The sequence below is a fragment of the Paracoccus sp. T5 genome (genome assembly GCF_048538155.2).
In the GTDB taxonomy this organism is placed as follows: domain Bacteria; phylum Pseudomonadota; class Alphaproteobacteria; order Rhodobacterales; family Rhodobacteraceae; genus Paracoccus.
In genome coordinates this window covers 1,993,604-2,019,831 of the sequence record NZ_CM135809.1, presented here as the reverse complement: position 1 = coordinate 2,019,831, position 26,228 = coordinate 1,993,604, and the positions used below count along the sequence as shown (strand labels likewise).

The following is a 26,228-nucleotide window of genomic DNA, read 5'->3' as shown; positions in this document are numbered from 1 at the left end:
CCTTTCGTTCGGCGCGGGTCTACAACCCCGCGCGAAAGGCCGCAAGCCGCACGACCACAAGGAGGCGCCATGCAGCCCGCCCTGTCCATCCTGCCCGTCATCGCGCTGGTCCTGCTGGGTCACCTGGCCCGCCGCAGCGGCATGATCGCCCCCGCCAGCTGGCCGGGGATCGAGCAGCTGGGCTACCGGGTGCTGTTCCCGGCGATCCTGCTGACCTCGATCTACCGGTCTGATCTGTCGATGGGCCGGCTTGGTCCCTATCTGGCGGCGCTGGCCCTGGCCTTTGCCGCGACGGGCGCGCTGGCGCTGATGCTGCGGCGGCCGCTGCGGCTGGACGGGCCGCAGAGCAGTTCGCTGTTCCAGGCCGCGTTGCGGTTCAATTCGCTGCTGATCCTGGCGGTGGCGGCGCAGGCGCTGCATCCCGGCGCGCTTGGCGACCTGGCGGTGGCATTCGCCTTCCTGATTCCCGCCTTCAACATCGCCGCGATCATCGCCCTGACCCTGCTGCCCGCGCCCGGCACGGCGCCGGCCGGCACCCGGGCCAGCCGCCGCATCGCGGCCGAGGTGTCGCGCAACCCGATGGTGCTGGGCTGCATCGCGGGCCTGGTCCTGAACCTGTCGGGCGCCGCGCTTCCCGCCGGGGTGATGGCGCCTCTGGACTGGCTGGGGCAGGGGGCGCTGGCGGTGGGCCTGCTGTCCGTGGGTGCCGGGATCGAGCCGCGTCGCCTGTTGCGCACCGATCCGGCCATGTGGCTGGGCGTGGGGCTGCGCCTCGCGCTCTGCCCGGTGATCTTTCTGGGGGCGGCGCTGGTTCTGGGCCTGCCGGCGGGGCAGCTGGCGTCGGGCGTTCTGGCGACGGCCGCACCGGGGGCGCCGGTCGGCTATATCCTGGCCCGCCAGATGGGCGGTGACGCAGATTTCTACGCCGCCATCTTTACCTGGCAGACGGTGCTGACCGCGGCCAGCCTGCCATTGTGGCTTATTTTTGCAGGCTTTCTTGGGGGATGAGGGGCGATTTCAAAATTTTTGCGCGAAGGCGAATTTTTCCGCTTGCGCGTTTCGGCGGCTTTGCCTAAACACCGCCTCACGCCGCCGGGAAGACTGGCAGCGACAGAAAGTGGCCCGTTCGTCTATCGGTTAGGACGTCAGGTTTTCAACCTGAAAAGAGGGGTTCGACTCCCCTACGGGCTGCCACTTCTTTCTTCTGACATGACCTGCTAAACCGCGCGGCCCTTGCCGCGCCTTTTGCGTTCGGTCCCGATGCCGCCGTCACGGGCCTTGCAAGGCCGATGGGCTTGGGTCAACCTGCATGGCATGCAACTCCGCCAGAAGACGGAGACACATATCCATTCAGGGAGCCTCCAGATGACCATCCGTTTGACGACCCGTGCCCTTCTTCTGGCCTCGGCCCTGGGGCTCGCGCCCGCGGCCTGGGCCGAGACCCCCGCCGACACGCTGGTCGTGGCGCATACGATCGACGACATCATCAGCCTGGACCCGGCGCAGAGCTTCGAGTTCGCGGGCAATGACGTGAACAACAACACCTATGACCGGCTGGTCGATTTCGACCCCCTGAACCCCGAGGCGGGCTTCCAGCCCAGCCTGGCGGAAAGCTGGGAAGTGTCCGAGGACGGCACTTCGATCACCTTTACCCTGCGCGAGGGCGTGACCTTCCATTCCGGCAACCCGGTCCGGGCCGAGGATGCCGCCTGGTCGCTGCAGCGCGCGGTCAAGCTGGACAAGACGCCGGCCTTCATCCTGACGCAGTTCGGCTTTACCCCCGACAATGTCGAGGAGATGATCACCGCCGACGGCAACACCCTGACCCTGAAGCTGGACAAGCCCTATGCGCCCTCCTTTGTCCTGAACTGCCTGACCGCGAACATCGCCAGCGTCGTGGACAAGGAAACCGTCATGGCGCAGGAGCAGGACGGTGACCTGGGCAATGGCTGGCTGAACACCAACGAGGCCGGCTCGGGCGCCTATGTCCTGGCCGCCTGGCGCCCGAACGAGCAGGTGCAGCTGACCGCCTTCGAGGAATACTGGCAGGGCGCGCCCGCGATGAAGCGGGTGATCGTGCGCAACGTGGCCGAATCCAGCGCGCAGCGGCTGCTGCTGGAACAGGGCGACATCGACGTGGCTCGCAACCTGACGCCCACGGACGTGGACTCGATCTCGGCCGCAGAGGGCGTCACGATCGAGGACGAGCCGCGCGGCCGCATCCTCTATATGGGCCTCAACCAGAAGGACGAGCTGCTGTCGAACCCTGCCGTGATCGAGGCCATGAAGCACCTGGTCGATTACGAGGGCATCACCGGTAGCTTCCTGAAGGGCCAGTTCGTCACCCATCAAAGCTTCCTGCCGCTTGGCTACCTGGGCGTGCTGGAGGACCAGGCCTGGACCTATGACGTGGAAAAGGCCCGCCAGATCCTGACCGATGCGGGGATCGAGGGCGGCACCATCACCACCCGGGTGCGCGACCTGCGCGAATATGTGGACGTGGCCCAGGCCCTGCAGGCCAGCATGGCCCAGGTCGGCCTGACGCTGAACATCGAGCAGATGACCGGCGCGCAGGTTCTGGACGCCTATCGCGCGCGTGAGGTGCCGATCTTCCTGGGCGAATGGGGCCCGGACTATTCCGACCCGAACACCAATGCCGCGACCTTCGCCTACAACCCCGACAACAGCGACGAGGCGAATGCCGTGGGCCTTCTGGCCTGGCGCAACGCCTATGCGGTGCCCGAGGAGATGAACGAGGCCACCGTCGCCGCCACGCTGGAGCAAGACACCGAAAAACGCGCCCAGATGTACAAGGACATCCAGCGCCAGTACCAGGCCGAGGCGCCGATCGTCCCGCTGTTCCAGCGCATCGAGCAGGTGGGCATGCGCGACAACGTCCAGGACTGGTGGAGCGGCGGCGCCGTCACCTCGGTCATCTACCGCCAGGTGACGAAGGGCGAATAGGGCCTTGTCCGCGACCGACACCACCGGCGCCGGGGGAACATCCTCCGGCGCGAACCGGCCCGATCCCGACCCGACCGGCCGTCGCGCGCTCCGCCGCCGTCGCGCCCGCAGCATCGCAGGCACGCTGCTGTCGCTGGCGCTGACGCTGGTGGGCCTGTTGCTGGTCACCTTCATCATCGGCCGGGTCATGCCCATCGACCCGGTGCTGAAGGTCGTGGGCGACCGCGCGACGCAGGCCCAGTACGACGCCGCCTATGTCGCCATGGGGCTGGACAAGCCGCTGGTCGTGCAGTTCCTCACCTATATCGGCGATGTGCTGACGGGGGATTTCGGGCGATCCATCTCGACCGGGCAGCCGGTGGCCCAGGACATTGCCCGCGTCTTTCCCGCCACGGTCGAGCTGGCGACCCTGGGCACGCTGATCGGCGTCCTGATCGGGGTGCCGCTTGGCGTCATCGCGGCCGCCCGGCGCGGCGGGATCATCGACCAGGTCGCGCGGGTCGTGGCGCTGGTCGGCTATTCGATGCCGATCTTCTGGCTGGGGCTGATGGGGCTTCTGGTCTTCTACGGCATGCTGGGCTGGGTCGGCGGGCCGGGGCGGCAGGGGATCATCTATGACGGCATGGTTCCCGACGTCACCGGCATGATCCTGGTCGACAGCCTGCTGGCGCGGGACTGGGCCGCGTTTCAGGACGCGTTTTCGCACATCATCCTGCCGGCCAGCCTGCTGGGCTATTATTCGCTGGCCTATATCAGCCGCATGACCCGCAGCTTCATGCTGGAGCAGCTGTCGGCCGAATACGTCATCACCGCCCGCGTCAAGGGCATGTCCGAAGGCGCGGTCATCTGGCGCCACGCCTTTCGCAACATCGCCATTCCGCTGGTCACCGTCATCGCGCTGTCCTTCGGCTCGCTTCTGGAAGGATCCGTCCTGACCGAGATCATCTTCAGCTGGCCGGGCCTCGGCAGCTACATCACCCGCGCGCTTCTGTCCGGCGACATGAACGCCGTCCTGGGCGGCACCGTCGTCATCGGCGTCTGCTTCGTGGTGCTGAACCTGTTCAGCGATATCCTCTATCGCGTCCTTGACCCGAGGTCGAAATGAGCGCCGTCTCCCGCCCCCCGGAAAGCCGCCGCGACTGGCTCTTGTCGGATGCGCCCCGGACCCGTCGCCAGGCGCGGCTGGGGGCCCTCTATCAGGGCTGGCTGACCTTCCGCGCCAACCGGCTGGCCATGCTGGGGCTGGTCATCCTGGTCCTGCTGATCGGCATGGCGATCCTGGCGCCCTGGAGCGCACCGCAAAGCCCCTATGCCCAGAACCTGGGGAACCGGCTGCAACCGCCCTCGGCCGCGCACTGGCTGGGGACGGACGCGCTTGGCCGGGACATCCTGTCGCGGCTGATCCACGGATCGCGGATCACGCTGTTCATCGTCGGCACCGTGGCGCTGATCGCGCCGGTGATCGGCCTCTTCATCGGCACCGTTGCGGGCTTTGCCGGCGGCTGGGTCGACCAGGTGCTGATGCGCATCACCGACATCTTCCTGGCCTTCCCCAAGCTGATCCTGGCGCTGGCCTTCGTGGCGGCCCTGGGCCCCAGCATCGGCAACGCGGTCCTGGCGCTGGCCCTGACCGCCTGGCCCCCCTATGCGCGCCTGGCCCGGGCCGAGACGCTGACCATCCGCAACGCCGACTTCATCGCCGCCGCGCGGCTGCAGGGGGCGGGGCGGCTGCGCCTGCTGGTCCGCCACATCTGGCCGCTCTGCGTCAGTTCGCTGATCGTGCGGGTGGCGCTGGACATGGCGGGGATCATCCTGTCGGCGGCGGGCCTGGGCTTCCTGGGCCTGGGGGCGCAGCCGCCGATGCCAGAATGGGGGGCGATGATCTCGGACGGGCGGGCCTATATCCTCGACTTCTGGTGGGTGGCCGCGATGCCGGGGCTGGCGATCTTCACGGTCTCGATGGCCTTCAACCTGCTGGGCGATGGGCTGCGCGATGTCCTCGACCCCAAGGGGGACAAGTCATGACCGAACCCCTCCTGTCGGTCCGCGACCTCAGCGTGACCTTTCCGACCCGCCAGGGCAACTTTCAGGCGGTGCGCGGCATCAGCTTTGACCTGGGCCGCGAACGCCTTGGGGTGGTGGGGGAATCGGGCAGCGGCAAGTCGATGACCGGCCGCGCGATCCTGGGCCTCGTCCGCCCGCCTGGCCAGGTGCAGGCCCGTTCCCTGACGCTGCAGGGGCAGTCGATCCTGAACCTGCCCGACCGGCAGATGCGCAAGATCCGTGGCGGGCGCATCAGCATGGTCATGCAGGACCCCAAGTTCAGCCTGAACCCGGTCATGACCGTCGGCCAGCAGATCATCGAGGCCTATCGCCTCCATGCCAGCGCCCCCCGCGACCAAGCCCGCCAGAAGGCGCTGGAGATGCTGGAGGCCGTCCAGATCCGCGACCCCGAGCGCGTGATGAACGCCTATCCCCACGAGGTGTCGGGCGGCATGGGCCAGCGCATCATGATCGCCATGATGCTCGCCCCCGACCCGCAGATCCTGATCGCGGACGAACCGACCAGCGCGCTGGACGTCTCGGTCCGGACCGAGGTTTTGAACATCATGGACCGGCTGGTGCGCGACCGGGGCATGGGGCTGATCTTCATCAGCCACGACCTGAACCTGGTGGCGCAGTTCTGCGACCGGGTGCTGATCATGTATGCCGGCCGCATCGTCGAAACCCTGCCGGCGCGCGACCTGCACCAGGCCCGCCACCCCTATACGCGGGGCCTACTGGACAGCCTGCCGCGCCTTGACGCGCCGGTGGACCGCCTGCCGGTCCTGCAGCGCCAGGACAGCTGGCGCGACGCCGACCTGCTGGCCCCCCACGCCGACACCGACCTGCCGGGAGGGCTGTGACCATGCCGCTTCTTCGTTGCCCAAATACCCACCGCGCCGGGTGCGGCCGATGCTGACGGTCCGGGATCTGGACGTCTGGTTCGGCCATGTCCCCGACCGCGTCGATGCGGTCAGGCAGGCGACCTTCACCGTGCAGCAGGGCGAAAGCTTTGGTCTGGTCGGCGAATCCGGTTCGGGCAAGTCCACCATCCTGCGCGCCATCGCGGGCCTGATCCCGACCTGGTCCGGCCGGATCGAGGTCGACGGCCGGGTGCTGGACCGCGACCGCCGTGACCGGGCGTTCTTCAAGACCGTGCAGATGGTCTTTCAGGACCCCTATGCCAGCCTGCATCCGCGCCATTCGGTCGATGCCGTCCTGGCCGAGACGCTGCGCCTGCAGGGGATGGACCGGATCGACCAGCGCATTGTCCGGCTGCTGGACGACGTGGGGCTGGGGCAGGGGTTCCGCTTCCGCTATCCGCACCAGCTGTCGGGCGGCCAGCGCCAGCGCGTGGCCATCGCCCGGGCGCTGGCGGCCGAGCCGCGCGTCCTGCTGTTGGACGAGCCGACCAGCGCGCTGGATGTCAGCGTCCAGGCCGAGATCCTGAACCTGCTGGCCGACCTGCGGGCCGAACACGGGCTGACCTATCTGATGGTCAGCCATGACCTGGCGGTGGTGGGCCACATGTGCGACCGCCTGGCCGTCATGCAGCAGGGCCGCATCGTCGAGGTGATGGAGGTCGGGGATCTGCGTCGCGGCGCGGGCCGCGCCGAATACACGCGCCACCTGATCGCCGCCTCCGGGGGCTATCGGCGCGAGGCGTGAGGGATCACCCGACGATCTCCGGCTCGCCCGTCAGGATGGCGTGAACCAGCGAACCCGGGGGCGGTGCGTCGCCCGGATCGGGCAGGCGCGCCAGCAGCATCCCGCCCCCCGCCTGCAGGCGCAGCAGGCCTGCGTCTTCGGGCAGCGGCCCGATGACCCGCGCCTCCAGAATGTTGCGCACCATCAGGCCCTGCGGCGGCTGGCGCGCGATCAGCACCTGGTCGGCCCTGATGCGCAGCCGCAGCGGGCCCCGACCGACCGGCCCCGCGATCCGCAGCCGCCCGGCGGGGCTCTCCAGCACCGCGATGCCGTCGCGGCTGTGGCGCAGGGTCACCTCCCATTCGACCCCCGGCGCGGCGGCAGGATCGGGCAGCATCTGCGCGGGCGTGCCCTGCCCGGTGACGCGGCCGCGCTCCAGCCGGATCACGGTGGTGGCCATGCGCCGGATTTCGGGCGCCGAATGGCTGACATAGAGGATCGGCAACCCCTCGATGTCGCGCAGACGCTCCAGATAGGGCAGGATCTCGGCCTTGCGGGCATCGTCCAAGGCGGCCAGCGGCTCGTCCAGCAGCAGCAGGCGCGGCCGGGCCAGCAGCGCGCGCCCCAGGGCCACGCGCTGCGCCTCGCCGCCCGACAGGGCCGCGGGCCGGCGATGCAGAAGCCCGCCGATACCCAGCAGCTCGGCGATGGCGGGCAGGTCGGGCCCGCCGCCCCGGTTGGTGCGCGCCGCGAACCACCGCCCGAACAGCAGGTTCTGCCGCACGCTCAGATGCGGAAACAGCCGCGCGTCCTGAAAGACATAGCCGACGCCCCGGCGATGGGGGGGCAGGTCGATCCCCCGCTGCCTGTCCAGCAGGATCGTGCCGCCCACCGCGATCCGCCCCGCATCGGGGCGCAGCAGCCCGGCCACCGCATTGACCAGCGTCGTCTTGCCCGCCCCCGACGGGCCATGCAGCGCCGTCACGCCGTCCGGCGCCTCAAAGGCCGCATCCAGAAGAAAGGCGCCCAGGCCGTGGGTCAGGCGGACCGACAGGCTCATCCCGCCACCCGCCGTGCCACGGCCCGGCTGACCCATTCCGAGGCCAGCAGCGCCCCCATCGACACCGCGATCGCCACCAGGACCAGCCGCCCGGCCTGCGCCTCGCCGCCCGGGATCTGCAACTGGCTGTAGATGGCCGATGGCAGGGTCTGGGTCTGGCCGGGGATGTTCGACACGAAGGTGATGGTGGCGCCGAATTCGCCCATGGCCTTGGCAAAGGCCAGGATGGCGCCGGCCAGGATGCCGGGCGCGATCAGGGGCAGGGTGACGGTCAGGAAGACCCAGGGCCGCGGCGCGCCCAGGGTGGCGGCGGCCTGTTCCAGGCGCGGGTCCACCGCCTCGATCGACAGGCGGATGGCGCGGACCATCAGCGGAAAAGCCATGACGGCGGCGGCCAGCGCCGCCCCGGTCCAGCGAAAGGCCAGCACGATGCCGAACCACTGGTCCAGCCATTGCCCCACCGCACCGCGCCGCCCGAAGGTCAGCAGCAGCAGATAGCCGGTGACGACCGGGGGCAGGATCAGCGGCAGGTGGACCAGCATGTTCAGCAGCTGCCGCCCCGGAAAGCGCCAGCGCGCCAGGGCATGCGCCACCAGGATCCCCAGGGGCAGGCTGCAGAGCATCGCCCAGAAGGACACCCGCAGGCTGAGGGCCACCGCCTGCCATTCGCCGGGGGAGAGCCAGTCAGGGGGCAAGGCTGAAGCCTTCGTCCCGGAACGCGGCCTGGGCCCCGGGCGAGGACAGCGCCGCCAGGAAATCCCGATCGGCGGCGTCGCCGGCCCCGGTCAGCAGGGCCACGGGATAGGTGATCGGCGGGTGGCTGTCGGCAGGGAACCGCCCGATGATGCGGACCGCGGGTTCGGCCGCCGCGTCGCTGGCATAGACGATGCCAAGCGGCGCCTCGCCCAGGGCGACCAGCGCCAGCGCGGCCCGTACATTGTCGGCCTGCGCCACCCTGTCGGCCACCCCCTCCCACAGGCCCAGACCGGTCAGCGCCGCCTTGCCGTATTGCCCCGCCGGAACCGCATCCACCAGGCCCATCGCCAGGCGGCCATCCCCCAGCAGGCCGGAAAGGTCCAGTTCCTCGTCGATGACCACATCTGGCGCATCCGGATCGGCCGAAACCAGCACCAGCCGGTTGCCCAGCAGGTCGCGGCGCGTGCTGGGCTGCACCAGGCCCTGCCTCTCGACCTCGTCCATCCACTCCGGGGCGGCCGACAGGAAGATGTCGGCCGGGGCGCCTTCGATGATCTGCCGCGCCAGCAGGTTCGACCCCGCATAGACCGGCGTGACGCTGTGTCCGGTCCGGGCCGAGAACTCTGCCGCGATCCGGTCCAGCGCCGTCCGGGTCGAGGCGGCGGCAAAGACGCTCACCTCCCCGGCCTGGAGGGGGAAGACGGGCAGCAGGGTCGCCAGGATCAGGGCAGGGGTACGCATGGGGCCTCGGATCGATATGTTCGGCCGGAAATATCGTCTGGCATGCGGCAGGGGGCAAGGGATTTTTTGGCCCGCCTTCCTGCCCGACAGGGCGAAATATCCGGAATTCTGCCCCGGAACGGTTGACTCTGCCACGCTGCTGGCTAAAAGGCGGCTTCAAGACGAATTCCACGGGGTTTGCGGCGCGCGATTGCCCCGAAGCAGGAGCAGTAACCATGGCGAAGCCGACCACCATCAAGATCCGGCTGAACTCGACCGCCGGCACGGGTCATTTCTATGTGACCAAGAAGAACGCCCGCACGATGACCGAGAAGATGACCGTTCGCAAGTACGATCCGGTCGTGCGTCAGCATGTCGAATACAAGGAAGGCAAGATCAAGTAAGATCTGCCATCCGGCCGAACGAGGGGACCGCATCCGCAAGGATCGCGGTCCTTTCGCATTTTTCGCCTTGGCGGAAGGCCGGGAAAATGCACGTGGCACGGGAACCGGGGCCGGGGCAGGCACGTTCACAACCGTGCTTTCTGCAGTCGGATGTTTCCCATGACGATTTCCGCCCCCCTGTCCGTCCTGCCCGAATGCCCGGTCAAGGCGCTTCTGGCGCGCCCCGGCGGCGCCTTGGCGTTGCTGACCGGTTCCTCCGGCGGCTTTCCCCGCCGCCCCGGCGCCATGATGGCGCTCTGGCCGGACGGCATGCGGGTCGGCAGGCTGGGGGCAGGCTGCATCGACGCGGACATCGCGGCGCATCTGGATCGCAAAGGACCGGTGACGCGGTTGGTCTATGGTCAGGGCGGGCCGGTCGATCTGCCCTTGCCCTGCGGGGGTCAGGTCCAGATCGCGCTGTTGCACCGCCCGGATGCCGACTGGCTGTCGACGGTCTGGGACGATCGCATCCGCCGCCGGACCGGGGACTGGCAGGTCAATTTAGTTAGCGGCCGCATCTGCCGGGCAGATCCCGGCGATTCCGGGCGCGGTTTTCGCATGGTGCTGCCGCCCCCGCCGGCGATCCAGATCCACGGCGAAGGGGACGAGGCGCAGGCGCTGGCCTCCTTGGTTCAGGCCCTGGACCTGCCCTGTCTGGGTAGCGACAGCCGGCTGGACAGCCACAGCGCGGTCGTGACGCTTTTTCACGACCATGATCGCGAGCTGCCGGCACTGGGCCGCGCGCTGGCTTCGGAGGCCTTCTACATCGGGGCCTTGGGGTCGCGCCGGGCGCAGGCGGCACGGCTGGCGGCGCTGCGCGAGGCGGGCCATGACGAGGCGACGCTTGCCCGCCTGCGCGGCCCGATCGGCGTCACCGCCCCCGCCCGCGACCCCCGCCTGATCGCCGCGTCCGCCCTGACCGAGATCTTGGCCGCCTATGAGACGCTGACCGCCTGACTGGTGGGGTCATCCCACGCCGTTTCCCAGACATGGACCGGCCGGCCCGATGGTCGGGCCGGCCGCATTCTTCTTCGTTGTGCAGATACCCTGCAAGGGTTCGGGGGGCGCAAAGCCCCCCGCCCGCGCTCAGCCCAGAGCTTCCGCCAGCGCCTCGGCCGTCACCGCCACGATCTGGTCCGCCTCGTCCCGCGTCAGGCACAGCGGCGGGGCAAAGCCCAAGATGTCGCCCTGCGGCATGGCCCGGGCGATCACGCCGCGCTTCAGCATCGCCGCCACGACCTTGGCGCCCTTGCCTTCTGACGCGTCAAAGAACCGCCGCGCATCGCGGTCGGCGACCAGTTCGACCGCGCACAGCATCCCTTCGCCGCGCACTTCGCCGACATGGGCGTGATCGCCGACCGCCGCCTGCATCCGCTCGTTCAGATAGGCGCCGACGGTGCCCGCGTTCTCGACCAGCCCCAGGCTGTCGATCAGCTTGAGGTTGGCGACGCCCGCCGCGGCGCCGATGGGATGGGCCGAATAGGTCCAGCCGTGGCCCAGGACGCCGTTCTCGTCCGTGCCGCGCTCCAGCACCTCCCACATCTTCTGCCCGACGATCGAGGCCGACAGCGGCGCATAGGCGCTGGTCAGGCCCTTGGCGCTGGTGATCAGGTCGGGCTTCATGCCGTAATGGTCCGAGCCGAACATGGTCCCCAGACGGCCAAATCCGGTCACGACCTCGTCCGCGATCAGCAGGATGTCATGCGCCTCCAGCACCGCCTGGATGGCCGGCCAATAGCCGGCCGGGGGCGGGACGATCCCGCCGGTGCCCAGCACGGGTTCGCCGATGAAGGCCGCGATGGTGTCGGCACCTTCGGCCTCGATCAGCGCCTCCAGCTTCTCGACGCAATAGCCCACGAAATCGCCCTCGGACATCGAGGCGTCGGGACGGCGGAAGTAATAGGGCGCCTCGGTATGGATGACTTGGCTCAGCGGCAGGTCGAACTTCTTGTGGAACAGCTCCAGCCCGGTCAGCGACCCGGTGACCAGGCCCGACCCATGATAGCCCCGCCAGCGGCTGATGATCTTTTTCTTCTTCGGGCGACCCAGGATGTTGTTGTAATACCAGACCAGCTTGACGTTCGTCTCGTTCGCATCCGACCCGCCAAGGCCGAAATAGACCCGCGCCATGCCTTCGGGCGCGCGGTCCATCACCATCTTGGACAGCGTGATCGACGCCTCCGACCCGTGGCCCGCATAGGCGTGGTAATAGGACAGCTCGCGCGCCTGCGCGGCGATGGCCTCGGCGATCTCCTGCCGGCCGTAACCCACGTTCACGCAGTAAAGCCCCGCAAAGCCGTCCAGCAGGCGGTTGCCGTCGCGGTCCTGGATGAAGACCCCCTCACCCCCGGTCACGATCCGCTGCGGCGCCTCGCCCCGCGCGAATTGCGCCAGATGGGTTGAGGGGTGCATGAAGTTCTCGCGGTCCCATTTCGCCAGTTCGTCATTCGTCAGCATCGCGTCTCTCCTCATGCCCAATCGCGGCAAACATACTTGATTTCGGTAAAGGCCTCGAGGCCCTGGCGCGCACCCTCGCGCCCCAGCCCGGACTGTTTCATCCCCCCGAAGGGGATCGGCGCGCCCGTGACCTTGGTGCGGTTCACGGCGACCATGCCATATTGCAACGCCCGGCTGACCCGATAGATCCGCCGCGGGTCCTGGCTGTGGACATAGGCGATCAGCCCGTATTCGCTGTCATTTGCGCGGGCGATGACCTCCTCCTCGGTGTCGAAGGGCGACAGGGCCGCCACCGGGCCAAAGGTCTCCTCGTGCATGATGGCGGCTTCGTCGGTGACATCGGCCAGGACGGTTGGCTTGAAGAACAGCGGGCCCAGGTCGGCCGCCACCTCGCCGCCGGTCAGGATGCGCGCGCCATGCGCCACGGCGTCCTGCACATGCGCCACCTGCTTGGCCACCTGCCGGTCGTGGATCAGCGGGCCCAGATCGGCGTCCTGCATCCCCGGCGCCAGCGTCAGCTTTTCGACCGCCGCCGTGAAGCGCGCGCAAAATTCGTCATAGACGTCGCGGTGGATGTAAAAGCGGTTGGCGCCCAGGCAATCCTGCCCGGATGTCGCGAACTTGGCCTTCACGGCCTCGGCCACGGCGCGGTCCAGGTCGGCACTGGGAAAGACGATAAAGGGCGCGTGCCCGCCCAGTTCCATCACCAGCCGCTTCACCGTGTCGGCGGACTGGCGGTAAAGCAGCCGCCCGACCTCGGTCGAGCCGGTGAAGGACAGCGCCCGCACCCGCGCATCCGCCGTCCATTCGCCCACGATCGTCGCCGCATCGCCGATGACCGTGTTCACCACGCCGTCCGGGAAGCCCGCGCGCCGCGCCAGCACCGCCAGCGCCAGCGCCGACAGGGGCGTCTCGGCCGAAGGGTGGATGACGACGGTGCAGCCCGCGCCCAGGGCGGCGGCGGCCTTGCGCGTGATCATCGCGCAGGGAAAGTTCCACGGCGTGATCAGCGCAGCCACGCCCACGGGTTCGCGCCACAATTCCATCTCGGCATCGGCCAAGTGGCTGGTGACGCCCTCGATGTTCGGGCGCAGCGCCTCTTCGGCATAGAACTGAACGAAGCTGGCGGCATAGTCGATCTCGCCGCGCGCCTCGCCGATGGGCTTGCCCTGTTCGGCGACCATGATGCGCGCCAGATCTTCCTTCGCCTCCAGGATCAGCGCGTGCCAGCGGTGCAGGATCGTGGCGCGGTGCTGCGGCAGCACGGCCGCCCATCCGGGAAAGGCGGCCTGCGCCGCATCGACCGCCGCGCGGGCGCCGGACGCATCGCTGATGGCGACCTGGGCGACCAGCCCGCCCGTGGCGGGGTCGCGCACGGCCAGCCGGCCCTCGGCGGGAAAGTCGCCGCGCCCGGGCAGCAACCCGCGATCGGTCAGGCGTTCGGTCAGGGTGGTCTGGTGGTCGTCGAACATGCGTGCCTCCTTTGTCGGGGACAACATGCGGCGGGGCGGGCGGAGGGTTTCTCCGAATGGGGCGGGGCAGGGCAGAGGAATCCTCTGTTCCCCGCCGTGCGGCCCGAGGATTTCTCTAATCCAGCAGCGCCGTCGCCGGGGGCAGGTCCTTGACCGGCTTCGTCACGATATAGCTGAAATAGCGCCTGACCCCGGCCCGGCTCTCCAGCAGGCCGTCCATCAGCGCCTGAAAGGCCGCCACGTCGGTCGCCACCACCTGGATCAGATAGTCATAGCCGCCGCCGATGGCCCAGCAGCCGGTGACCGCCTGCATCCGCGCGATCACCCGCTCGAAGACCTGAAAGCTTTCGGCGCGGTGGCTGTCCAGCTCGACCGTGACAAAGACCTGCACATGGGCGCCAAGCGCCGCCAGATCGACCTGCGCGCGATATCCGCGGATCAGGCCCGCCTGTTCCAGCCGCTTCATGCGGTCCCAGCAGGGCGTGGGCGACAGGTTCACCCGCGCGGCCAGTTCGGTCTTGGCGATTCGCCCCTCGCGCGACAGGATCGCCAGGATGGCGATGTCGCGGTCGTCGAGCCGCAGGGAGGATCGGGGCGGGACCATGCCTCGGTTGTTCCCGCGCCCCGGACGAATGTCAATCTGGACAAGCCGCGCGGCGGCGGCGATCTTGCGGGGATGTCCCATTGGCCGCTTCGGAAAGACGATATCACCCGCCCCGCCTATCGCAGCCTGGCGCAAGGCATCGCCGCCGCCATCGACGCGGGCAGCCTGCGACCGGGCCAGCGCCTGCCGCCGCATCGCGACCTGGCCTGGCAGCTGGGCGTCAGCGTGCAGACGGTCAGCCGCGCCTATGAGGAGCTGATCCGCGCCGACCTGATCTCGGGCGAGGTGGGGCGCGGCAGCTTCGTGAAATCGGGCCCGCGCGAAACGATCGAGGTGCCGTGGTTCCGCGCCCCCACCGACCGGCCGCCGATCGACCTGTCGATGATGACCCCCGTGCGCCTGCCGCAGATCGCCGGCGCCTGGAGCGCGACGCTGATCCGCCTGGCCGACCGTCTGCCCGATCCGGCGATGCTGTCCTTTCGTCCGCGCCAGACCATGTCCCTCTACGGGGGCATGGCCGCGGTCTGGCTGGCGCGCTGCGGCATGGTCGTGCCCGCGCAGCGCATCCTGATCACCAATGGCACGACGCCCGCCATGTTCGTGGCGCTGTTGACCGCGGCCCAGCCCGGCGACGTGATCGCGACCGAGGCCGTGACCTGCCACACGCTGAAACCTGCCGCCCAGCACCTGCACCTGCGCCTGAAGGGGATCGCCTGCGATGCCCAGGGGATGGATCCAGACGCGCTGGTTGCGGCGGCGCGGGCCTCGGGTGGGCGGATGAAGGCGGTCTTCCTGCTGCCCTCGGGCGGGGGGCCGCTGGCGCAGATCATGGACCGCGACCGGCGCGAGGCGCTGGCCCAGGCCGCCACGCGCGCCGGGCTGATGATCCTGGAAAGCGACCCGACCGGTCCCATGCCGCCGCGCCGCCCGCCGGCCGTGTCCAGCTTTGCCCCCGACCGCAGCTTTTATTTCACCGGCCTGTCGAAATGCCTGTCGCCGGGCCTGCGCATCGGTTTTCTGGCGATGCCCGAAAATTTGGCAGAGGCCGCGCTGAACCGGCACCTGTCGATGGCCTGGATGGCCACGCCGCTGATGGCCGAGATCGCCCAGGACTGGATTGCCGGCGACACGGCCGAGGCGCTGCTGGCCGCGCAGCGGGTGGAGCTGGCCGCCCGCAACCGCATGGCCGTCCGCATCCTGGGGCCGCGCGCGCAGGGGTTCCTGCACGGGCTGCACCGCTGGCTGCCGCTTCCCGACGGCTGTGACGAGGCCGAGGTGCTGGCCCGCGCGCTGTCGCACCAGGTGGCGCTGGCCCCCGGCGCGGGCTTTGCGATGGGGCCTGCCGGGCCGGCGCTGCGGGTGTCCCTGGGCGGCGCGGCCCTGCGCGATCTGGAACAGGCATTGCGCATCGTTTCGGCACTTCTGCCCCCCGACAGCCGCATCTGAATCGGGCCGATCCGGCCTTCGGTTTGACTCCTGCCGCCAAAATTGTCATGATTTAATATAGAAATTGACTTGGAATCCGCTTGGGCAGAACTCTCTGCCCAAGCCGGAACGGGCCCATCCGTCCGAATCCGGCAACCCAAGGGCCGCCGATGCCCCGGCGTCGCGACGGCCCGACCACAGGAGGTACCATGACCATCAAGACCCTGACCGCCGCCAGCCTGACCGCCCTTGTCCTTGGCTCGGGCGGCGCATTTGCCGACACTTGGCGCTATGCCTTCGAGGAGGCCCTGGACGAGGTCCAGGGTGTCTTCGCCCAGAAGTTCAAGGAAGAGGTCGAGGCCAATTCCGACCACGAGGTGCAGCTGTTCCCCTTCGGCACTCTGGGCGAATCCGACAACATCCTGGAACAGACCCAGTCGGGCATCCTGCAGTTCGTAAACCAGTCGCCGGGCTTCACCGGGTCGCTGATCCCCGAGGCGCAGGTGTTCTTCGTGCCCTATCTGCTGCCCGAGGACGACCAGCAGCTGTTCAAGTTCTTCCGCGAATCCGAGACGATCAACCGCATCTTCCCCGAACTTTACGCCGAACAGGGGCTGGAACTGCTGACCATGTATCCCGAGGGCGAGGTGATGCTGACCACCAAGCAGCCCGTCACGGGACCCGCCGACCTGGGCGACGTCAAGGTCCGCGTGATGACCAACCCGCTGCTGGTCGAAAGCTACCAGGCCTTTGGCGCCACCCCCACGCCGCTGCCCTGGGGCGAGGTCTATGGCGGGTTGCAGACCGGCATCATCGACGGCCAGGAAAACCCGGCCTTCTTCATCGAATCGACCCGCATGTACGAGGTGACCGACCACATCACCCGTCTTGGCCACAACAACTTCACCACCGCGCTGATGGCCAACAAGGACTTCTTCGACGGGCTGCCTGAGGAAGACCAGAAGGTGATCGAGGACGCGACCCAGGCCGCCTTCGACCACATCATCGAATACCAGCAGGGCCTGACCGAGACCTCGCTGGACAAGATCAAGTCGGCCAAGCCCGAGATGACCGTCACCACCCTGACCGAGGAACAGCGCGCCCCCTTCCGCGAGACCGCCGACCAGGTCGAGGCGACCTTCCTGGAGATCGGCGGCCCGCGCGCGCAGGAGGTCCTGGACCAGATGAAGGCCGACCTGGAAGCCGCGGCGAACTGATCGCCCCCTGGACCCCGAGCCGGCCCCCGACGGGCCGGCTCGGCCCCGACTGCGCAGGAGAGGCGGCATGACCACGAAGGCGACCCCGGATCGACCCGATCCCGACATCCTGGCGGCGGCCGAACTGCCGGTGACCCAGGACGACATCGACGACGCGCTTTACGAATCCGGCCTGCCGGGGCCGCTCGGCCTTTTGGACAAGGGCATCGCGCGGCTGGAGGCGATCCTGCTGGCCCTGGGCGTGCTGGCCATGGCGCTGAACACCGTGGCCAATGTCGTCGGGCGCTTCGGCTTTGGCCAGTCGCTGTACTTCTCCGAAGAGGTGAACCAGGCGCTGATCGTGCTGATCACATTCGCCGGCATGTCCTATGCCGCCCGCCACGGGCGCCACATCCGCATGTCGGCGCTGTTCGACGCGCTGCCCTTTCGCGCCCGCAAGATCGCGATGGTCCTGATCAGCGCACTGACCGGGGCGCTGCTGCTGATGCTGGCCTGGTACGCCTTTGGCTATGTCACGACCCAGGCGGGGCGGGGCCGTGTCCTGCCCGCGCTGCGCATCCCGCAATGGTGGATCCTGGTCTGGGTGCCGGTCGGTTTCTTCCTGACCGGGGTGCAATACATGCTGACCGCGCTGAAGAACCTGACCGATCCGCAGATCTGGCTGTCGACGGGCACCCGCGACGGCTATGACCTTCCCCAGGACGAGGAGCGTCCCGCACCATGACCGCCGCCATTCTTGGCACGATGATCGTGCTGCTGCTCCTGGGCTTTCCGATGATGGTGCCGCTGATCATGGGCGCCATGGTGGGCTTTGTCACCATCTTCGGCGGCTTCAGCCAGCTGGAGACCATGGTCCAGCAGGTCATCGCCGGCATCCAGCCCGCCAGCCTGATCGCCGTGCCGATGTTCATCTTCGCCGCCGACCTGATGACGCGCGGCCAGTCGGCCGAACGCCTGATCGACCTGGTCATGGCCTTCCTGGGTCACATGAAGGGCGGCTTGGCCATTTCCACCGCCGGCGCCTGCACCATGTTCGGCGCCGTGTCGGGGTCGACCCAGGCCACGGTCGTGGCCGTCGGCGGCCCGCTGCGCCCGCGCCTGCTGAAGGCCGGCTACAGCGACCAGTTCACGCTGGCGCTGATCATCAATGCCTCCGACATCGCCTTCCTGATCCCGCCCTCGATCGGGATGATCATCTATGGCGTCGTCTCGGGCACCTCGATCTCGGAACTGTTCATCGCGGGTATCGGGCCGGGGCTGCTGATCCTGCTGCTCTTTTCGATCTATGCCTATATCTATGCCGTCCGCCACAACGTCCCGACCGAACCCGCCGCCAGCTGGGCCGAACGCGGCCGCGCCATCCGACGCGCGCTCTGGCCCCTGGGGTTCCCGGCCATCATCATCGGCGGCATCTATGGCGGGGTCTTTTCCCCCACCGAGGCCGCGGCGGCCTGCGTCCTCTATGCGCTGCTGCTGGAGATGGTGGTCTTTCGCGAACTGAGCCTGAAACAGCTCTACGCCACCGCGAAATCGACCGGGCTGATCACGGCAGTGGTCTTCGTGCTGGTCGGCGCGGGCACCGCCTTCAGCTATATCATCAGCTTCGCGCAGATCCCGCAGGCGATCCTGGGCGGCATTGGCATCGACGGGATGGGCCCCTATGGCGTCCTTTTCACGATCTCGATCGCCTTCTTCATCGGCTGCATGTTCGTCGACCCGATCGTGGTCATCCTGATCCTGGTGCCGATCTTTGCACCCGTGGTGCAGGCCAACGGGCTGGACCCGGTGCTGGTCGGCACGCTGATCACGCTGCAGGTCGCCATCGGCAGCGCGACGCCGCCCTTCGGCTGCGACATCTTCACCGCCATCGCCGTCTTCAAGCGGCCCTATTGGGAGGTGATCCGGGGCACGCCGCCCTTCATCGCGATCCTGCTGGCGGTGTCGGTGCTGCTGATCTTCTTCCCGCAGATCGCGCTGTTCCTGCGCGACATGGCCATCTCCAGCTAGGACCACCCGATGAGACGCTGCGACCTGCACCGCTTTGGCCTGGTGGCGCTGGCCACCGACATGACGATCGAGGGCGATGCCGCGCGCCTGATGCCGCCGGGCACGCGGCTGCACGTGACCCGCATCGCCTTTGACAACCCCACGACCGAGGAAAACCTGCGCCGGACCGGCCCGCGCCTGCGTGCCGCCGTGGACCTGCTGGTGCCGGGGATCGAGCTGCGGGGCATCGGCTTTGGCTGCACCTCGGCCTCGGCCGTGCTGGGCGACGACATCGAGGCGCTGGCGGGGGGCCGGGCGCCGGTCTCCACCCCGGCGGGGGCGGCGCTGCGCGGCTTTCGCGCCCTGGGGATCGACCGGGTGGCGCTGATGACGCCCTATCTGGCGGCGACCACCGACCTGGTGGGCGATCATTTCGAGGCGCAGGGCCTGCGCGTCTTGCGCCGCAGCAGCATGGGCCATGCCGACGACCGTGACATGGCCCGCCTGTCCGATGCCGAGATCACCGAGATGGCCCTGGCCAGCGACCACCCCGCGGCGCAGGCGCTGTTCATGTCCTGCACCGCGCTGCCCGCGCTGCCGCTGATCGACGACCTGGAGGCGCGGCTGGGCAAGCCCGTCCTCAGCGCCAACCAGGCGTTGTTCTGGGCCATGCTGGACCAGGCGGCCATTCCCGCCGACGGGCCGGGCGCGCTGTTCCGGTGCCGCACATGGTGACGCTGGACGACATCCGCGCGGCCCGCGCCCGCATCGGCGACCGGGTCCGGCAGACGCCGATGGTCGCCTCGGCCATGCTGTCGGACAAGGCCGGCGGGCCGGTCTGGCTGAAATGCGAGCACCACCAGACGACCGGCGCCTTCAAGCTGCGCGGGGCGACGAACGCGGTGGCGCGGCTTGGCCCGGTGGCGGGGGTCACCACCGCCTCGACGGGCAACCACGGCCGCGCACTGGCCCATGCGGCGCGCACCTTGGGGGTGCCCGCGATCATCTGCGTGTCGCGCCTGGTGCCGCAGAACAAGCTGCACGCGATCACCGCCCTGGGCGCCGAGGCCCGCGTGATCGGCGCCAGCCAGGATGAGGCCTTTCTGGAGGCGCTGCGGCTGGAACGGGACGAGGGGTTCGCGCTGATCCCGCCCTTCGACCACCCGGATGTGATCGCGGGCCAGGGCACCCTGGGGCTGGAGATCCTGGAGCAGCTTCCCGATGCCGCGGCCATCGCCGTGCCCCTGTCGGGCGGCGGGCTGCTGGCCGGGGTGGGTGCCGCCGCCAAGGCGCTGCGCCCCGACATCCGCATCATCGGCATCAGCATGGAACGCGGCGCCGCGATGGCCGCCAGCTTGGCCGCCGGCCGCCCCACCGAGGTCGAGGAGCTGCCGACCCTGGCCGACAGCCTGGGCGGGGGCGTGGGCATGGCCAACCGCCTGACCTTTCCGATGGTCCGCGACCTGATGGACGAGCTGATCCTGCTGACCGAGGATGAGATCGCCGCCGGCCTGCGCCATCTGGCGGCCGAAGGGCAGGTGGTCGAGGGCGCGGCGGCCGTCGGTGCGGGCGCCGTGCTGGCGGGCAAGCTGCGCGGCCCGCACCCGCTGGTCCTGATCCTGTCGGGCGCCAATATCGACCCCGCCCGCCACGCCGCCCTCATGGAGGCCATCGCATGACGCCGCTGATCCTGACCGAGGACGACCTGCGCCGGCGCATCGCCTTGGACCTGCCGCTGATCGACGTGATCGAGGCGGGCTTTGCCCGGCTGGCCCAGGGCGGCGTGGTGATGCCGCCGGTCCTGTCCATGCACCTGCCCGAGGTGAACGGAGAGGTGGATGTCAAGACCGCATATGTGCCGGGACTTCAGGGCTTTGCGGTCAAGATCTCACCTGGTTTCTTCGACAATCCGGCACGCGGGCTGCCCTCGACCTCGGGGCTGATGGTGGTGCTGGACGCCGAGACCGGCCGGGTGCGGGCGGTGCTGCTGGACAACGGCTACCTGACCGACCTGCGCACCGCTGCGGCGGGCGGCGTGGCCGCGCGCCACCTGTCGCGCCCGGATGCCAGCCGCGCCGCGATCCTGGGGGCGGGCCTGCAGGCGCGGATGCAGCTGCAGGCGCTGCGGCTGGTCCGGCCGATCACCAGCGCCGTCATCTGGGCCCGCGATCCGGCCCGTGCAGAGGCATTGGCGGCCGATATGACGTCGGAGGACATGACGGTGTGCGCCACCGCCGACCCGGCCGAGGCGGTGGCGCAGGCCGACATCGTCGTGACCACCACGCCCAGCAGCCAGCCGATCCTGCGCGCGGGCTGGCTGCGTCCCGGCCAGCACGTGACCGCCATGGGCAGCGACCAGCCCGGCAAGAACGAACTGGACCCCGCCTGCCTGGCCCGCGCCGACCTTTATGTCGCCGACCGCGCCAGCCAGACCCGCCTGATGGGCGAGCTGCGCGCCGCCATCGCCGCCGGCACCCATGACGGCGCCGATGTCCCCGAACTGGGCCAGATCATCGCCCGAACCCATCCCGGTCGCAGCTCGCCCGACCAGATCACCCTCTGCGATCTGACCGGCACGGGCGTCCAGGACACTGCCATTGCCACCCACGCGCTTGCCGCGTTTTCGAAAGCCACGTGAATGCCCGAACTGCAAAGGACGCCTGAACGCTTCTCGACCGCGGAATACGAGGGGCGCCTGAAGAAGACCCGCGCCAGCATGGAAAAGCTGGGCCTGGACATGCTGATCGTCAGCGATCCGTCGAACATGGCCTGGCTGACCGGCTATGACGGCTGGTCATTCTATGTCCACCAATGCGTGATCGTGGGGCCGACCGGCGCGCCCATCTGGTTCGGGCGGGGGCAGGATGCCCAGGGCGCGCTGCGCACCGTCTGGATGAGCGACGACCACATCATCGGCTATCCCGACCATTACGTGCAGTCGGTGGACCGGCACCCGATGGAATACCTTTGTGCGCAGCTGGTCGACCGGGGCTGGCATCGCGGCACCCTCGGGGTCGAGATGGACAATTACTGGTACACGGCCAGGGCGCATGAACGGCTGGCCCACGGCTTGCCGGAGGCGAAAATCCAGGACGCCACGGGCTTGGTGAACTGGCAGCGCGCCGTCAAGACGCCCAAGGAACTGCAATACATGCGCAAGGCCGCCCGCATCGTCGAGCGCATGCACCGCCGCATCGCCGACAAGATCGAGGTGGGCATGCGCAAATGCGACCTGGTGGCCGAGATCTATGACAGCGGGCTGCGCTATGACGAATGGTCAGGGCATGGCGGCGACTATCCCGCCATCGTGCCGCTGCTGCCGTCCGGGCCGGACGCCGCCGCCCCGCACCTGACCTGGGACGACCAGCCGATGAAGGTCGACGAGGGCACCTTCTTCGAGATCGCCGGCTGCTATCAGCGATACCATGTGCCCTTGTCGCGCACGATCTTTCTGGGCACCCCGCCGCAGGAGATGCTGGAGGCCGAAAAGGCCGTGCTGGAGGGGATGGAGGCAGGCCTGGGCGCCGCCCGCGCGGGCAACACCTGCGAGGATATCGCCAATGCCTTCTTCACGGTCCTAGACCGTTACGGCATCGTCAAGGACAACCGCACCGGGTATCCGATCGGCCTGTCCTATCCCCCCGACTGGGGAGAACGCACCATGTCGCTGCGCCGGGGCGACCGGACCGAGCTGAAGCCGGGCATGACCTTCCACTTCATGACGGGCCTGTGGATGGAGGGCTGGGGCTATGAGACGACCGAGTCCCTGGTCATCACCGAGGCCGAGCCTGAGCTGTTCTGTTCCATCCCCCGCCGGATGCTGGTGAAGGCATGAACCCGATCAGCCCGACGATCCCGCTGGACGGTTCTGGCAAGCAGCACGGGTTCCTGCGCCTGCCGCATTCCAGGAACGACAGCGCCTGGGGCAGCGTGATGATCCCGATCACCGTGATCGCCAATGGCACGGGCCCCACGGCCCTGCTGACCGGCGGCAATCACGGCGACGAATACGAAGGCCCCATCGCGCTTCAGCAACTGGCCTGGGAGCTGGAGCCGGGCGACATCAGCGGGCGCGTGATCATCGCGCCCTATCTGAACTATCCGGCCTTCCGGGCCGGCACGCGGGTCAGCCCGATCGACCAGGTGAACATGAACCGATGCTTTCCCGGCCGCCCCGACGGCACGGTGACGCAAAAGATCGCGCATTATTTCGACAGCGTGCTGGTGCCGATGGCGGATGTGGTGCTGGATTATCATTCGGGAGGCAAGACGCTGGATTTCCTGCCCTATGCGGCGGCCCACCATCTGGACGATGCGGATCAGCAGGCGGCCTGCGTGGCCGCGATGCGGGCCTTTGGCGCGCCCTGGTCGATGATGATGCGGGAGATCGATGCGGTCGGCATGTTCGACACGGCAGTGGAAAGCCAGGGCAAGGTCTTTGTCACCACCGAGCTGGGGGGCGGAGGCACGGCCACGGCGGCATCAAGCCGGATCGCGATCCGGGGGGCGCGGAACGTGCTGCGCCATGCGGGCATCCTGTCGGGCGCGGTCGAGGCGGACCAGACCCGGATGCTGGACATGCCGGGCGACGACTGCTTTCACTTTGCCACGCGCGACGGGCTGCTGCACCCGCTGGTCGACCTGGGAGAGCCGGTGGCCGAGGGGCAGGTCCTGGCGCGGATCTGGCCCGCCGACCGCACCGGGTCGGACCCGGTCGAGGTCCGTGCCAGCCGCGCGGGCCTGCTGGCGGCGCGGCATTTCCCGGGGCTGGTGCAGACCGGCGACTGCCTGGCGGTGATCGCGGTCGAGGCGCCCTAGCGGCGCATCAGCCGCGCCACGACCGGCGCCAACAGGATCACGATCAGGATGCGCAGGATGTGGTGGCTGACGACATAGGCCAGGTCCGCCCCGGCGATGATGGCGATCACCACCATTTCCGCCTGGCCGCCCGGAAGGAAGGCCAGGAAGGCATCCAGCGCCGGGGCCAGGCCCAGCATGTAGATGACCTCGAAGAAGATCAGGCTGATGCCGGCCAGGATCAGCGAGTAGGCAAGACCCGCGGTCACGTCGATGCGCAGCTCTCGGGCGGTGATGCCGGCGTATTTGGCGCCGACCGCGATGCCGATGAAGAACTGCGCGGCCTGGATGATCTCGGCCGGGGGGCGGGTCTGGATCAGGCCTGCCAGCGACAGCGCCGCGGTCAGGATCATCGGCCCCAGGATCGAGGCGCCGAAAAGGCCCGCGCGTTCCGCGATCTTCCAGCCCAGGAACCCCGCCGCGACCATCAGCGCGATCTGGTCCCATCCGACCCCCGCGATGGGCGCGCCGGGCGGCTGTGACAGGTCCACCTGCCAATAAAGGGTCATGATCAGCGGCGCGACCGTCACGATGACCAGGATGCGCGTCGCATGGATCAGCGACAGCGCGCGGATGTCGCCGCCGGCCTCCTCGCCAAAGACCAGCATGTCCTGAAGCCCGCCGGGCATGGCCGCATACCAGGCGGTCGGGTGGTCAAAGCCGAAGACACGCCGGAACAGCGGATAGCCGATCAGCGCGATCACCCCGATGAATACCGGCACGATCGCCAGCGAGGCGCCGATGGCCGGCAGCCCGGCCAGCACCTGCGGCGTGATCGAGGCGCCCACGGCCACGCCCAGAAAGGTGCGCATGAAGATGCCCAGCTGCCCCGCGCCGGCCATTCGCGCCCCCGACAGGGCCACGATCAGGCAGGCCAGCATCGGCCCCAGCAGCCAGGGCAGGGGCAGGCCCAGCACCAGGAAGATCGCGGCACCGATCAGCGCCGCGCCGAAGGTGGTCAATCGTGCCTTGGTCAAAGCGTCATTTCTTCCAGCAGCGCCGCATATTGCGCCCCGTGCATGTCGCGGTCATGGGCTGATCCCTGCACCACCGGGCGCGGCAGGCTGAACTTGATCACCCTGAGGTCGGGGATGTCGAAACGCTTCAACTGGTCCGGCGCCACCTGGTAAAGCGCGGCGACCCGTTGGGTCGACAGCTGCGACACCAGCCGGTCGAAGACATCGCGCCGGTCGCAGAAGACGTCGATGGTCACCCAGAAAGGGCCGGCATTCTTGGACCGGACCTTCAGGACCAGATCGCCCAGGCAGGTCGGGATCATGCCGGCACCTCCGCGCGGATTTCGGTGACCTCGATCCGGAAGGCGGACATCGGGTCCTCCAGCGCCATGACGTGGTTCAGCGCGAATTCGTAAAGCGCGCCGCGATCGGTGGTGGCCGGCGAATAGGGGAAGGCGAAGGTCGGAAGTTCCTCGTCATCGGTCAGCGGGTAATGGAGGACAAAGGGGTTGATCAGCTTGCCGATCTCGGCCGCCTCGGCCTGGGTCTTTGCGGTGACGAGGCCCAGAACGCCCACCTCGACCGGGTCGCCGCCGCGGTTCTCCAGCGCGCCTAGGGCACCGTTGACGCCGATCAGCCGGAACTCCAGCCCGTAGTCGTCGGGCGACAGCTCCATTCGGGTCCGGATCTCGGCCTGCAGAAAGCCGGTCAGGCGGTCGACCCAGGCCTGGGCGTTTTGCGCGTAATGGGCGTCGCGCAGGATCGCCAGGATCGTGGTCTGGTAGCCTGCGATGCGCGCGCCCTCCAGCTTGACGGTATAAGGGCCGGGCACCCAGGCCGAGCCTTCGACCCGCACGCGGCGGTCGTCCAGCGCGCTGTAATGCGCGCCCGTCACGTCCAGGTATCCGCCGGGCTCGAACAGCCGGAACGGGTCCGAGTTTTCGTAAAGCATATGCGCCGAGACCGAATGCGGCGTGCAGCGCGCGCCCTCTGCCAGCGGCTCGACCGTGAAGCCGGTCCCGTCGAAATCGACCAGGATCACGCCCGAGGTCGGGTTCGTCGAACAGAGCGCGCCGCATTCCGCGATCTTGGCGCCGTGCCAGACGCCGCCCGCCGCATCCCCGCGCAACAGCGGCAGGGCGGCGATGGTCGCCGTGTCGGTGGTGCGGCCAGCGATGACGATGTCGGCGCCCGTGGCCAGGGCGGCTTGGATCTGTTCGGCCCCGGCCAGGGCCACGATGTTGGTCAGGTCGTCCAGCCGCAGGTCGGGCGCGGGGGAAAGGGGCGTCACCCGGCCCTGCGCCACCGCCTGCGCCACGCGGGAAACGGGCTGGCTGGAATAAAGCCGCGCGATGCGCAGGTCCTGGCCCAGTTCGCGGGCCAGTTCGACCGTGATGTCATGCATCCAGTCCACGGTGCTGTCGGTGCCGCAGGTGCCGGCCGTGCCGATGACCAGCGGGACGCCCGCCTGCGCGCGGGCCTGCATCAGCGTGCGCCATTCGGATTTCGTGGCGGCGCGGGAATATTTCGACTGGCCCGCGCCCAGGCTGAAGGGCCCACTGTCGGTGGACCCTCCGTCGATGCAGATAATGTCGGGCCGGGCGGCGACGCCGCGGTCCAGCGCCTTTCGGTCGAAGCCGAGGCCAAGAACGCCCGAAGGCACCAGAACGCGTGTCGGCAT

General features: G+C 68.8%; 26 protein-coding genes and 1 tRNA gene. 18 read left to right on the top strand and 9 right to left on the bottom strand.

Annotation, left to right across the window (positions count from 1 at the left end; all coding sequences use genetic code 11):
* The first annotated feature begins 69 nt into the window (after nucleotides 1-69).
* The 7 genes from ACNR9W_RS09980 (at nucleotide 70) to ACNR9W_RS09950 (ending at nucleotide 6,675) form a co-directional block, all read left to right on the top strand.
* A complete protein-coding gene (locus ACNR9W_RS09980; RefSeq protein ID WP_419267481.1) occupies nucleotides 70-1,008 on the top strand; it encodes an AEC family transporter in 939 nt (312 codons plus the stop codon).
* A gap of 111 nt (nucleotides 1,009-1,119) precedes the next feature.
* Nucleotides 1,120-1,194: transfer RNA gene (locus ACNR9W_RS09975), tRNA-Glu, on the top strand.
* Between the two features lie 171 nt (nucleotides 1,195-1,365).
* Nucleotides 1,366-2,964: an ABC transporter substrate-binding protein gene (locus tag ACNR9W_RS09970; RefSeq protein WP_419267482.1), complete on the top strand. Its 1,599-nt coding sequence runs from the start codon at nucleotides 1,366-1,368 to the stop codon at nucleotides 2,962-2,964.
* A 112-nt stretch (nucleotides 2,965-3,076) separates the two neighbouring features.
* Complete coding sequence (locus ACNR9W_RS09965) at nucleotides 3,077-4,069, top strand: ABC transporter permease (RefSeq protein WP_419267786.1); 993 nt, start codon at nucleotides 3,077-3,079, stop codon at nucleotides 4,067-4,069.
* Nucleotides 4,066-4,989 (top strand): nickel transporter permease, encoded by a 924-nt coding sequence (gene nikC / locus ACNR9W_RS09960; RefSeq protein WP_419267483.1) that lies wholly within the window; start codon nucleotides 4,066-4,068, stop codon nucleotides 4,987-4,989. The genes ACNR9W_RS09965 and nikC overlap by 4 nt, the downstream gene beginning before the upstream one ends.
* Nucleotides 4,986-5,870 carry an ABC transporter ATP-binding protein gene (locus ACNR9W_RS09955; protein WP_419267484.1) on the top strand — a complete coding sequence of 295 codons (885 nt, stop codon included), beginning with the start codon at nucleotides 4,986-4,988 and terminating at the stop codon, nucleotides 5,868-5,870. The genes nikC and ACNR9W_RS09955 overlap by 4 nt, the downstream gene beginning before the upstream one ends.
* A gap of 49 nt (nucleotides 5,871-5,919) precedes the next feature.
* Nucleotides 5,920-6,675, top strand: a complete 756-nt coding sequence (locus tag ACNR9W_RS09950) for an ABC transporter ATP-binding protein (RefSeq protein WP_419267485.1) — start codon at nucleotides 5,920-5,922, stop codon at nucleotides 6,673-6,675.
* A gap of 4 nt (nucleotides 6,676-6,679) precedes the next feature.
* Here the strand turns inward: ACNR9W_RS09950 and modC are convergent, their stop codons facing one another.
* From modC to modA, 3 genes are read right to left on the bottom strand one after another with little or no spacing between them, the layout of a single operon-like run.
* Complete coding sequence (gene modC, locus ACNR9W_RS09945; protein WP_419267487.1) at nucleotides 6,680-7,714, bottom strand: molybdenum ABC transporter ATP-binding protein; 1,035 nt, start codon at nucleotides 7,712-7,714, stop codon at nucleotides 6,680-6,682.
* Nucleotides 7,711-8,409 (bottom strand): molybdate ABC transporter permease subunit, encoded by a 699-nt coding sequence (modB, locus tag ACNR9W_RS09940; RefSeq protein WP_419267488.1) that lies wholly within the window; start codon nucleotides 8,407-8,409, stop codon nucleotides 7,711-7,713. Before modB ends, modC begins: the two co-directional genes overlap by 4 nt.
* Nucleotides 8,399-9,151: a molybdate ABC transporter substrate-binding protein gene (modA, locus tag ACNR9W_RS09935; RefSeq protein WP_419267489.1), complete on the bottom strand. Its 753-nt coding sequence runs from the start codon at nucleotides 9,149-9,151 to the stop codon at nucleotides 8,399-8,401. Before modA ends, modB begins: the two co-directional genes overlap by 11 nt.
* Before the next feature lie 215 nt (nucleotides 9,152-9,366).
* Here modA and rpmG point away from each other — a divergent pair, with 215 nt between their 5' ends.
* Together rpmG and ACNR9W_RS09925 are read left to right on the top strand one after the other, a co-directional pair.
* Nucleotides 9,367-9,534 carry a 50S ribosomal protein L33 gene (rpmG, locus tag ACNR9W_RS09930; protein ID WP_022707377.1) on the top strand — a complete coding sequence of 56 codons (168 nt, stop codon included), beginning with the start codon at nucleotides 9,367-9,369 and terminating at the stop codon, nucleotides 9,532-9,534.
* 159 nt (nucleotides 9,535-9,693) lie between these two features.
* Nucleotides 9,694-10,530 (top strand): XdhC family protein, encoded by an 837-nt coding sequence (locus ACNR9W_RS09925; protein ID WP_419267490.1) that lies wholly within the window; start codon nucleotides 9,694-9,696, stop codon nucleotides 10,528-10,530.
* Between the two features lie 129 nt (nucleotides 10,531-10,659).
* Here ACNR9W_RS09925 and ACNR9W_RS09920 read toward each other — a convergent pair whose 3' ends face one another.
* From ACNR9W_RS09920 to ACNR9W_RS09910, 3 genes are all read right to left on the bottom strand, one after another.
* Nucleotides 10,660-12,030: an aspartate aminotransferase family protein gene (locus tag ACNR9W_RS09920; RefSeq protein ID WP_419267491.1), complete on the bottom strand. Its 1,371-nt coding sequence runs from the start codon at nucleotides 12,028-12,030 to the stop codon at nucleotides 10,660-10,662.
* A gap of 11 nt (nucleotides 12,031-12,041) precedes the next feature.
* Nucleotides 12,042-13,502 (bottom strand): NAD-dependent succinate-semialdehyde dehydrogenase, encoded by a 1,461-nt coding sequence (locus ACNR9W_RS09915; protein WP_419267492.1) that lies wholly within the window; start codon nucleotides 13,500-13,502, stop codon nucleotides 12,042-12,044.
* Nucleotides 13,503-13,617: 115 nt separating this feature from the next.
* Entirely contained in the window at nucleotides 13,618-14,106 is a 489-nt protein-coding gene (locus ACNR9W_RS09910) for an Lrp/AsnC family transcriptional regulator (protein ID WP_419267787.1), read from the bottom strand.
* Between the two features lie 72 nt (nucleotides 14,107-14,178).
* Between ACNR9W_RS09910 and ehuR the strand changes: the two genes are divergently transcribed.
* The 9 genes from ehuR to doeB all read left to right on the top strand — a co-directional run bounded on the left by ehuR (nucleotide 14,179) and on the right by doeB (nucleotide 23,552).
* Nucleotides 14,179-15,552 carry a MocR-like ectoine utilization transcription factor EhuR gene (ehuR, locus tag ACNR9W_RS09905; protein ID WP_419267493.1) on the top strand — a complete coding sequence of 458 codons (1,374 nt, stop codon included), beginning with the start codon at nucleotides 14,179-14,181 and terminating at the stop codon, nucleotides 15,550-15,552.
* Between the two features lie 188 nt (nucleotides 15,553-15,740).
* Entirely contained in the window at nucleotides 15,741-16,748 is a 1,008-nt protein-coding gene (locus ACNR9W_RS09900) for a TRAP transporter substrate-binding protein (RefSeq protein WP_419267494.1), read from the top strand.
* 67 nt (nucleotides 16,749-16,815) lie between these two features.
* On the top strand, nucleotides 16,816-17,472 hold the full coding sequence (locus ACNR9W_RS09895; RefSeq protein WP_419267495.1) for a TRAP transporter small permease: 657 nt from the start codon (nucleotides 16,816-16,818) through the stop codon (nucleotides 17,470-17,472).
* Nucleotides 17,469-18,755: a TRAP transporter large permease gene (locus tag ACNR9W_RS09890; protein WP_419267496.1), complete on the top strand. Its 1,287-nt coding sequence runs from the start codon at nucleotides 17,469-17,471 to the stop codon at nucleotides 18,753-18,755. The genes ACNR9W_RS09895 and ACNR9W_RS09890 overlap by 4 nt, the downstream gene beginning before the upstream one ends.
* Nucleotides 18,756-18,764: 9 nt before the next feature.
* Nucleotides 18,765-19,469, top strand: coding sequence for a maleate cis-trans isomerase family protein (locus tag ACNR9W_RS09885; protein ID WP_419267497.1), 705 nt, complete (start codon nucleotides 18,765-18,767; stop codon nucleotides 19,467-19,469).
* Nucleotides 19,463-20,413, top strand: a complete 951-nt coding sequence (eutB, locus tag ACNR9W_RS09880) for a hydroxyectoine utilization dehydratase EutB (protein ID WP_419267498.1) — start codon at nucleotides 19,463-19,465, stop codon at nucleotides 20,411-20,413. The genes ACNR9W_RS09885 and eutB overlap by 7 nt, the downstream gene beginning before the upstream one ends.
* Nucleotides 20,410-21,372 (top strand): cyclodeaminase, encoded by a 963-nt coding sequence (locus ACNR9W_RS09875; protein WP_419267499.1) that lies wholly within the window; start codon nucleotides 20,410-20,412, stop codon nucleotides 21,370-21,372. Before eutB ends, ACNR9W_RS09875 begins: the two co-directional genes overlap by 4 nt.
* Nucleotides 21,373-22,569 carry an ectoine hydrolase DoeA gene (doeA, locus tag ACNR9W_RS09870; protein WP_419267500.1) on the top strand — a complete coding sequence of 399 codons (1,197 nt, stop codon included), beginning with the start codon at nucleotides 21,373-21,375 and terminating at the stop codon, nucleotides 22,567-22,569.
* Complete coding sequence (gene doeB, locus ACNR9W_RS09865; RefSeq protein ID WP_419267501.1) at nucleotides 22,566-23,552, top strand: N(2)-acetyl-L-2,4-diaminobutanoate deacetylase DoeB; 987 nt, start codon at nucleotides 22,566-22,568, stop codon at nucleotides 23,550-23,552. The genes doeA and doeB overlap by 4 nt, the downstream gene beginning before the upstream one ends.
* Here doeB and ACNR9W_RS09860 read toward each other — a convergent pair.
* From ACNR9W_RS09860 to ACNR9W_RS09850, 3 genes are read right to left on the bottom strand one after another with little or no spacing between them, the layout of a single operon-like run.
* Nucleotides 23,549-24,568: an AbrB family transcriptional regulator gene (locus ACNR9W_RS09860; RefSeq protein WP_419267503.1), complete on the bottom strand. Its 1,020-nt coding sequence runs from the start codon at nucleotides 24,566-24,568 to the stop codon at nucleotides 23,549-23,551. The two genes, doeB and ACNR9W_RS09860, sit on opposite strands and share 4 nt — an antisense overlap.
* Complete coding sequence (locus tag ACNR9W_RS09855) at nucleotides 24,565-24,870, bottom strand: DUF4387 domain-containing protein (protein ID WP_419267504.1); 306 nt, start codon at nucleotides 24,868-24,870, stop codon at nucleotides 24,565-24,567. Before ACNR9W_RS09855 ends, ACNR9W_RS09860 begins: the two co-directional genes overlap by 4 nt.
* Nucleotides 24,867-26,228: an acyclic terpene utilization AtuA family protein gene (locus ACNR9W_RS09850; RefSeq protein WP_419267505.1), complete on the bottom strand. Its 1,362-nt coding sequence runs from the start codon at nucleotides 26,226-26,228 to the stop codon at nucleotides 24,867-24,869. The genes ACNR9W_RS09855 and ACNR9W_RS09850 overlap by 4 nt, the downstream gene beginning before the upstream one ends.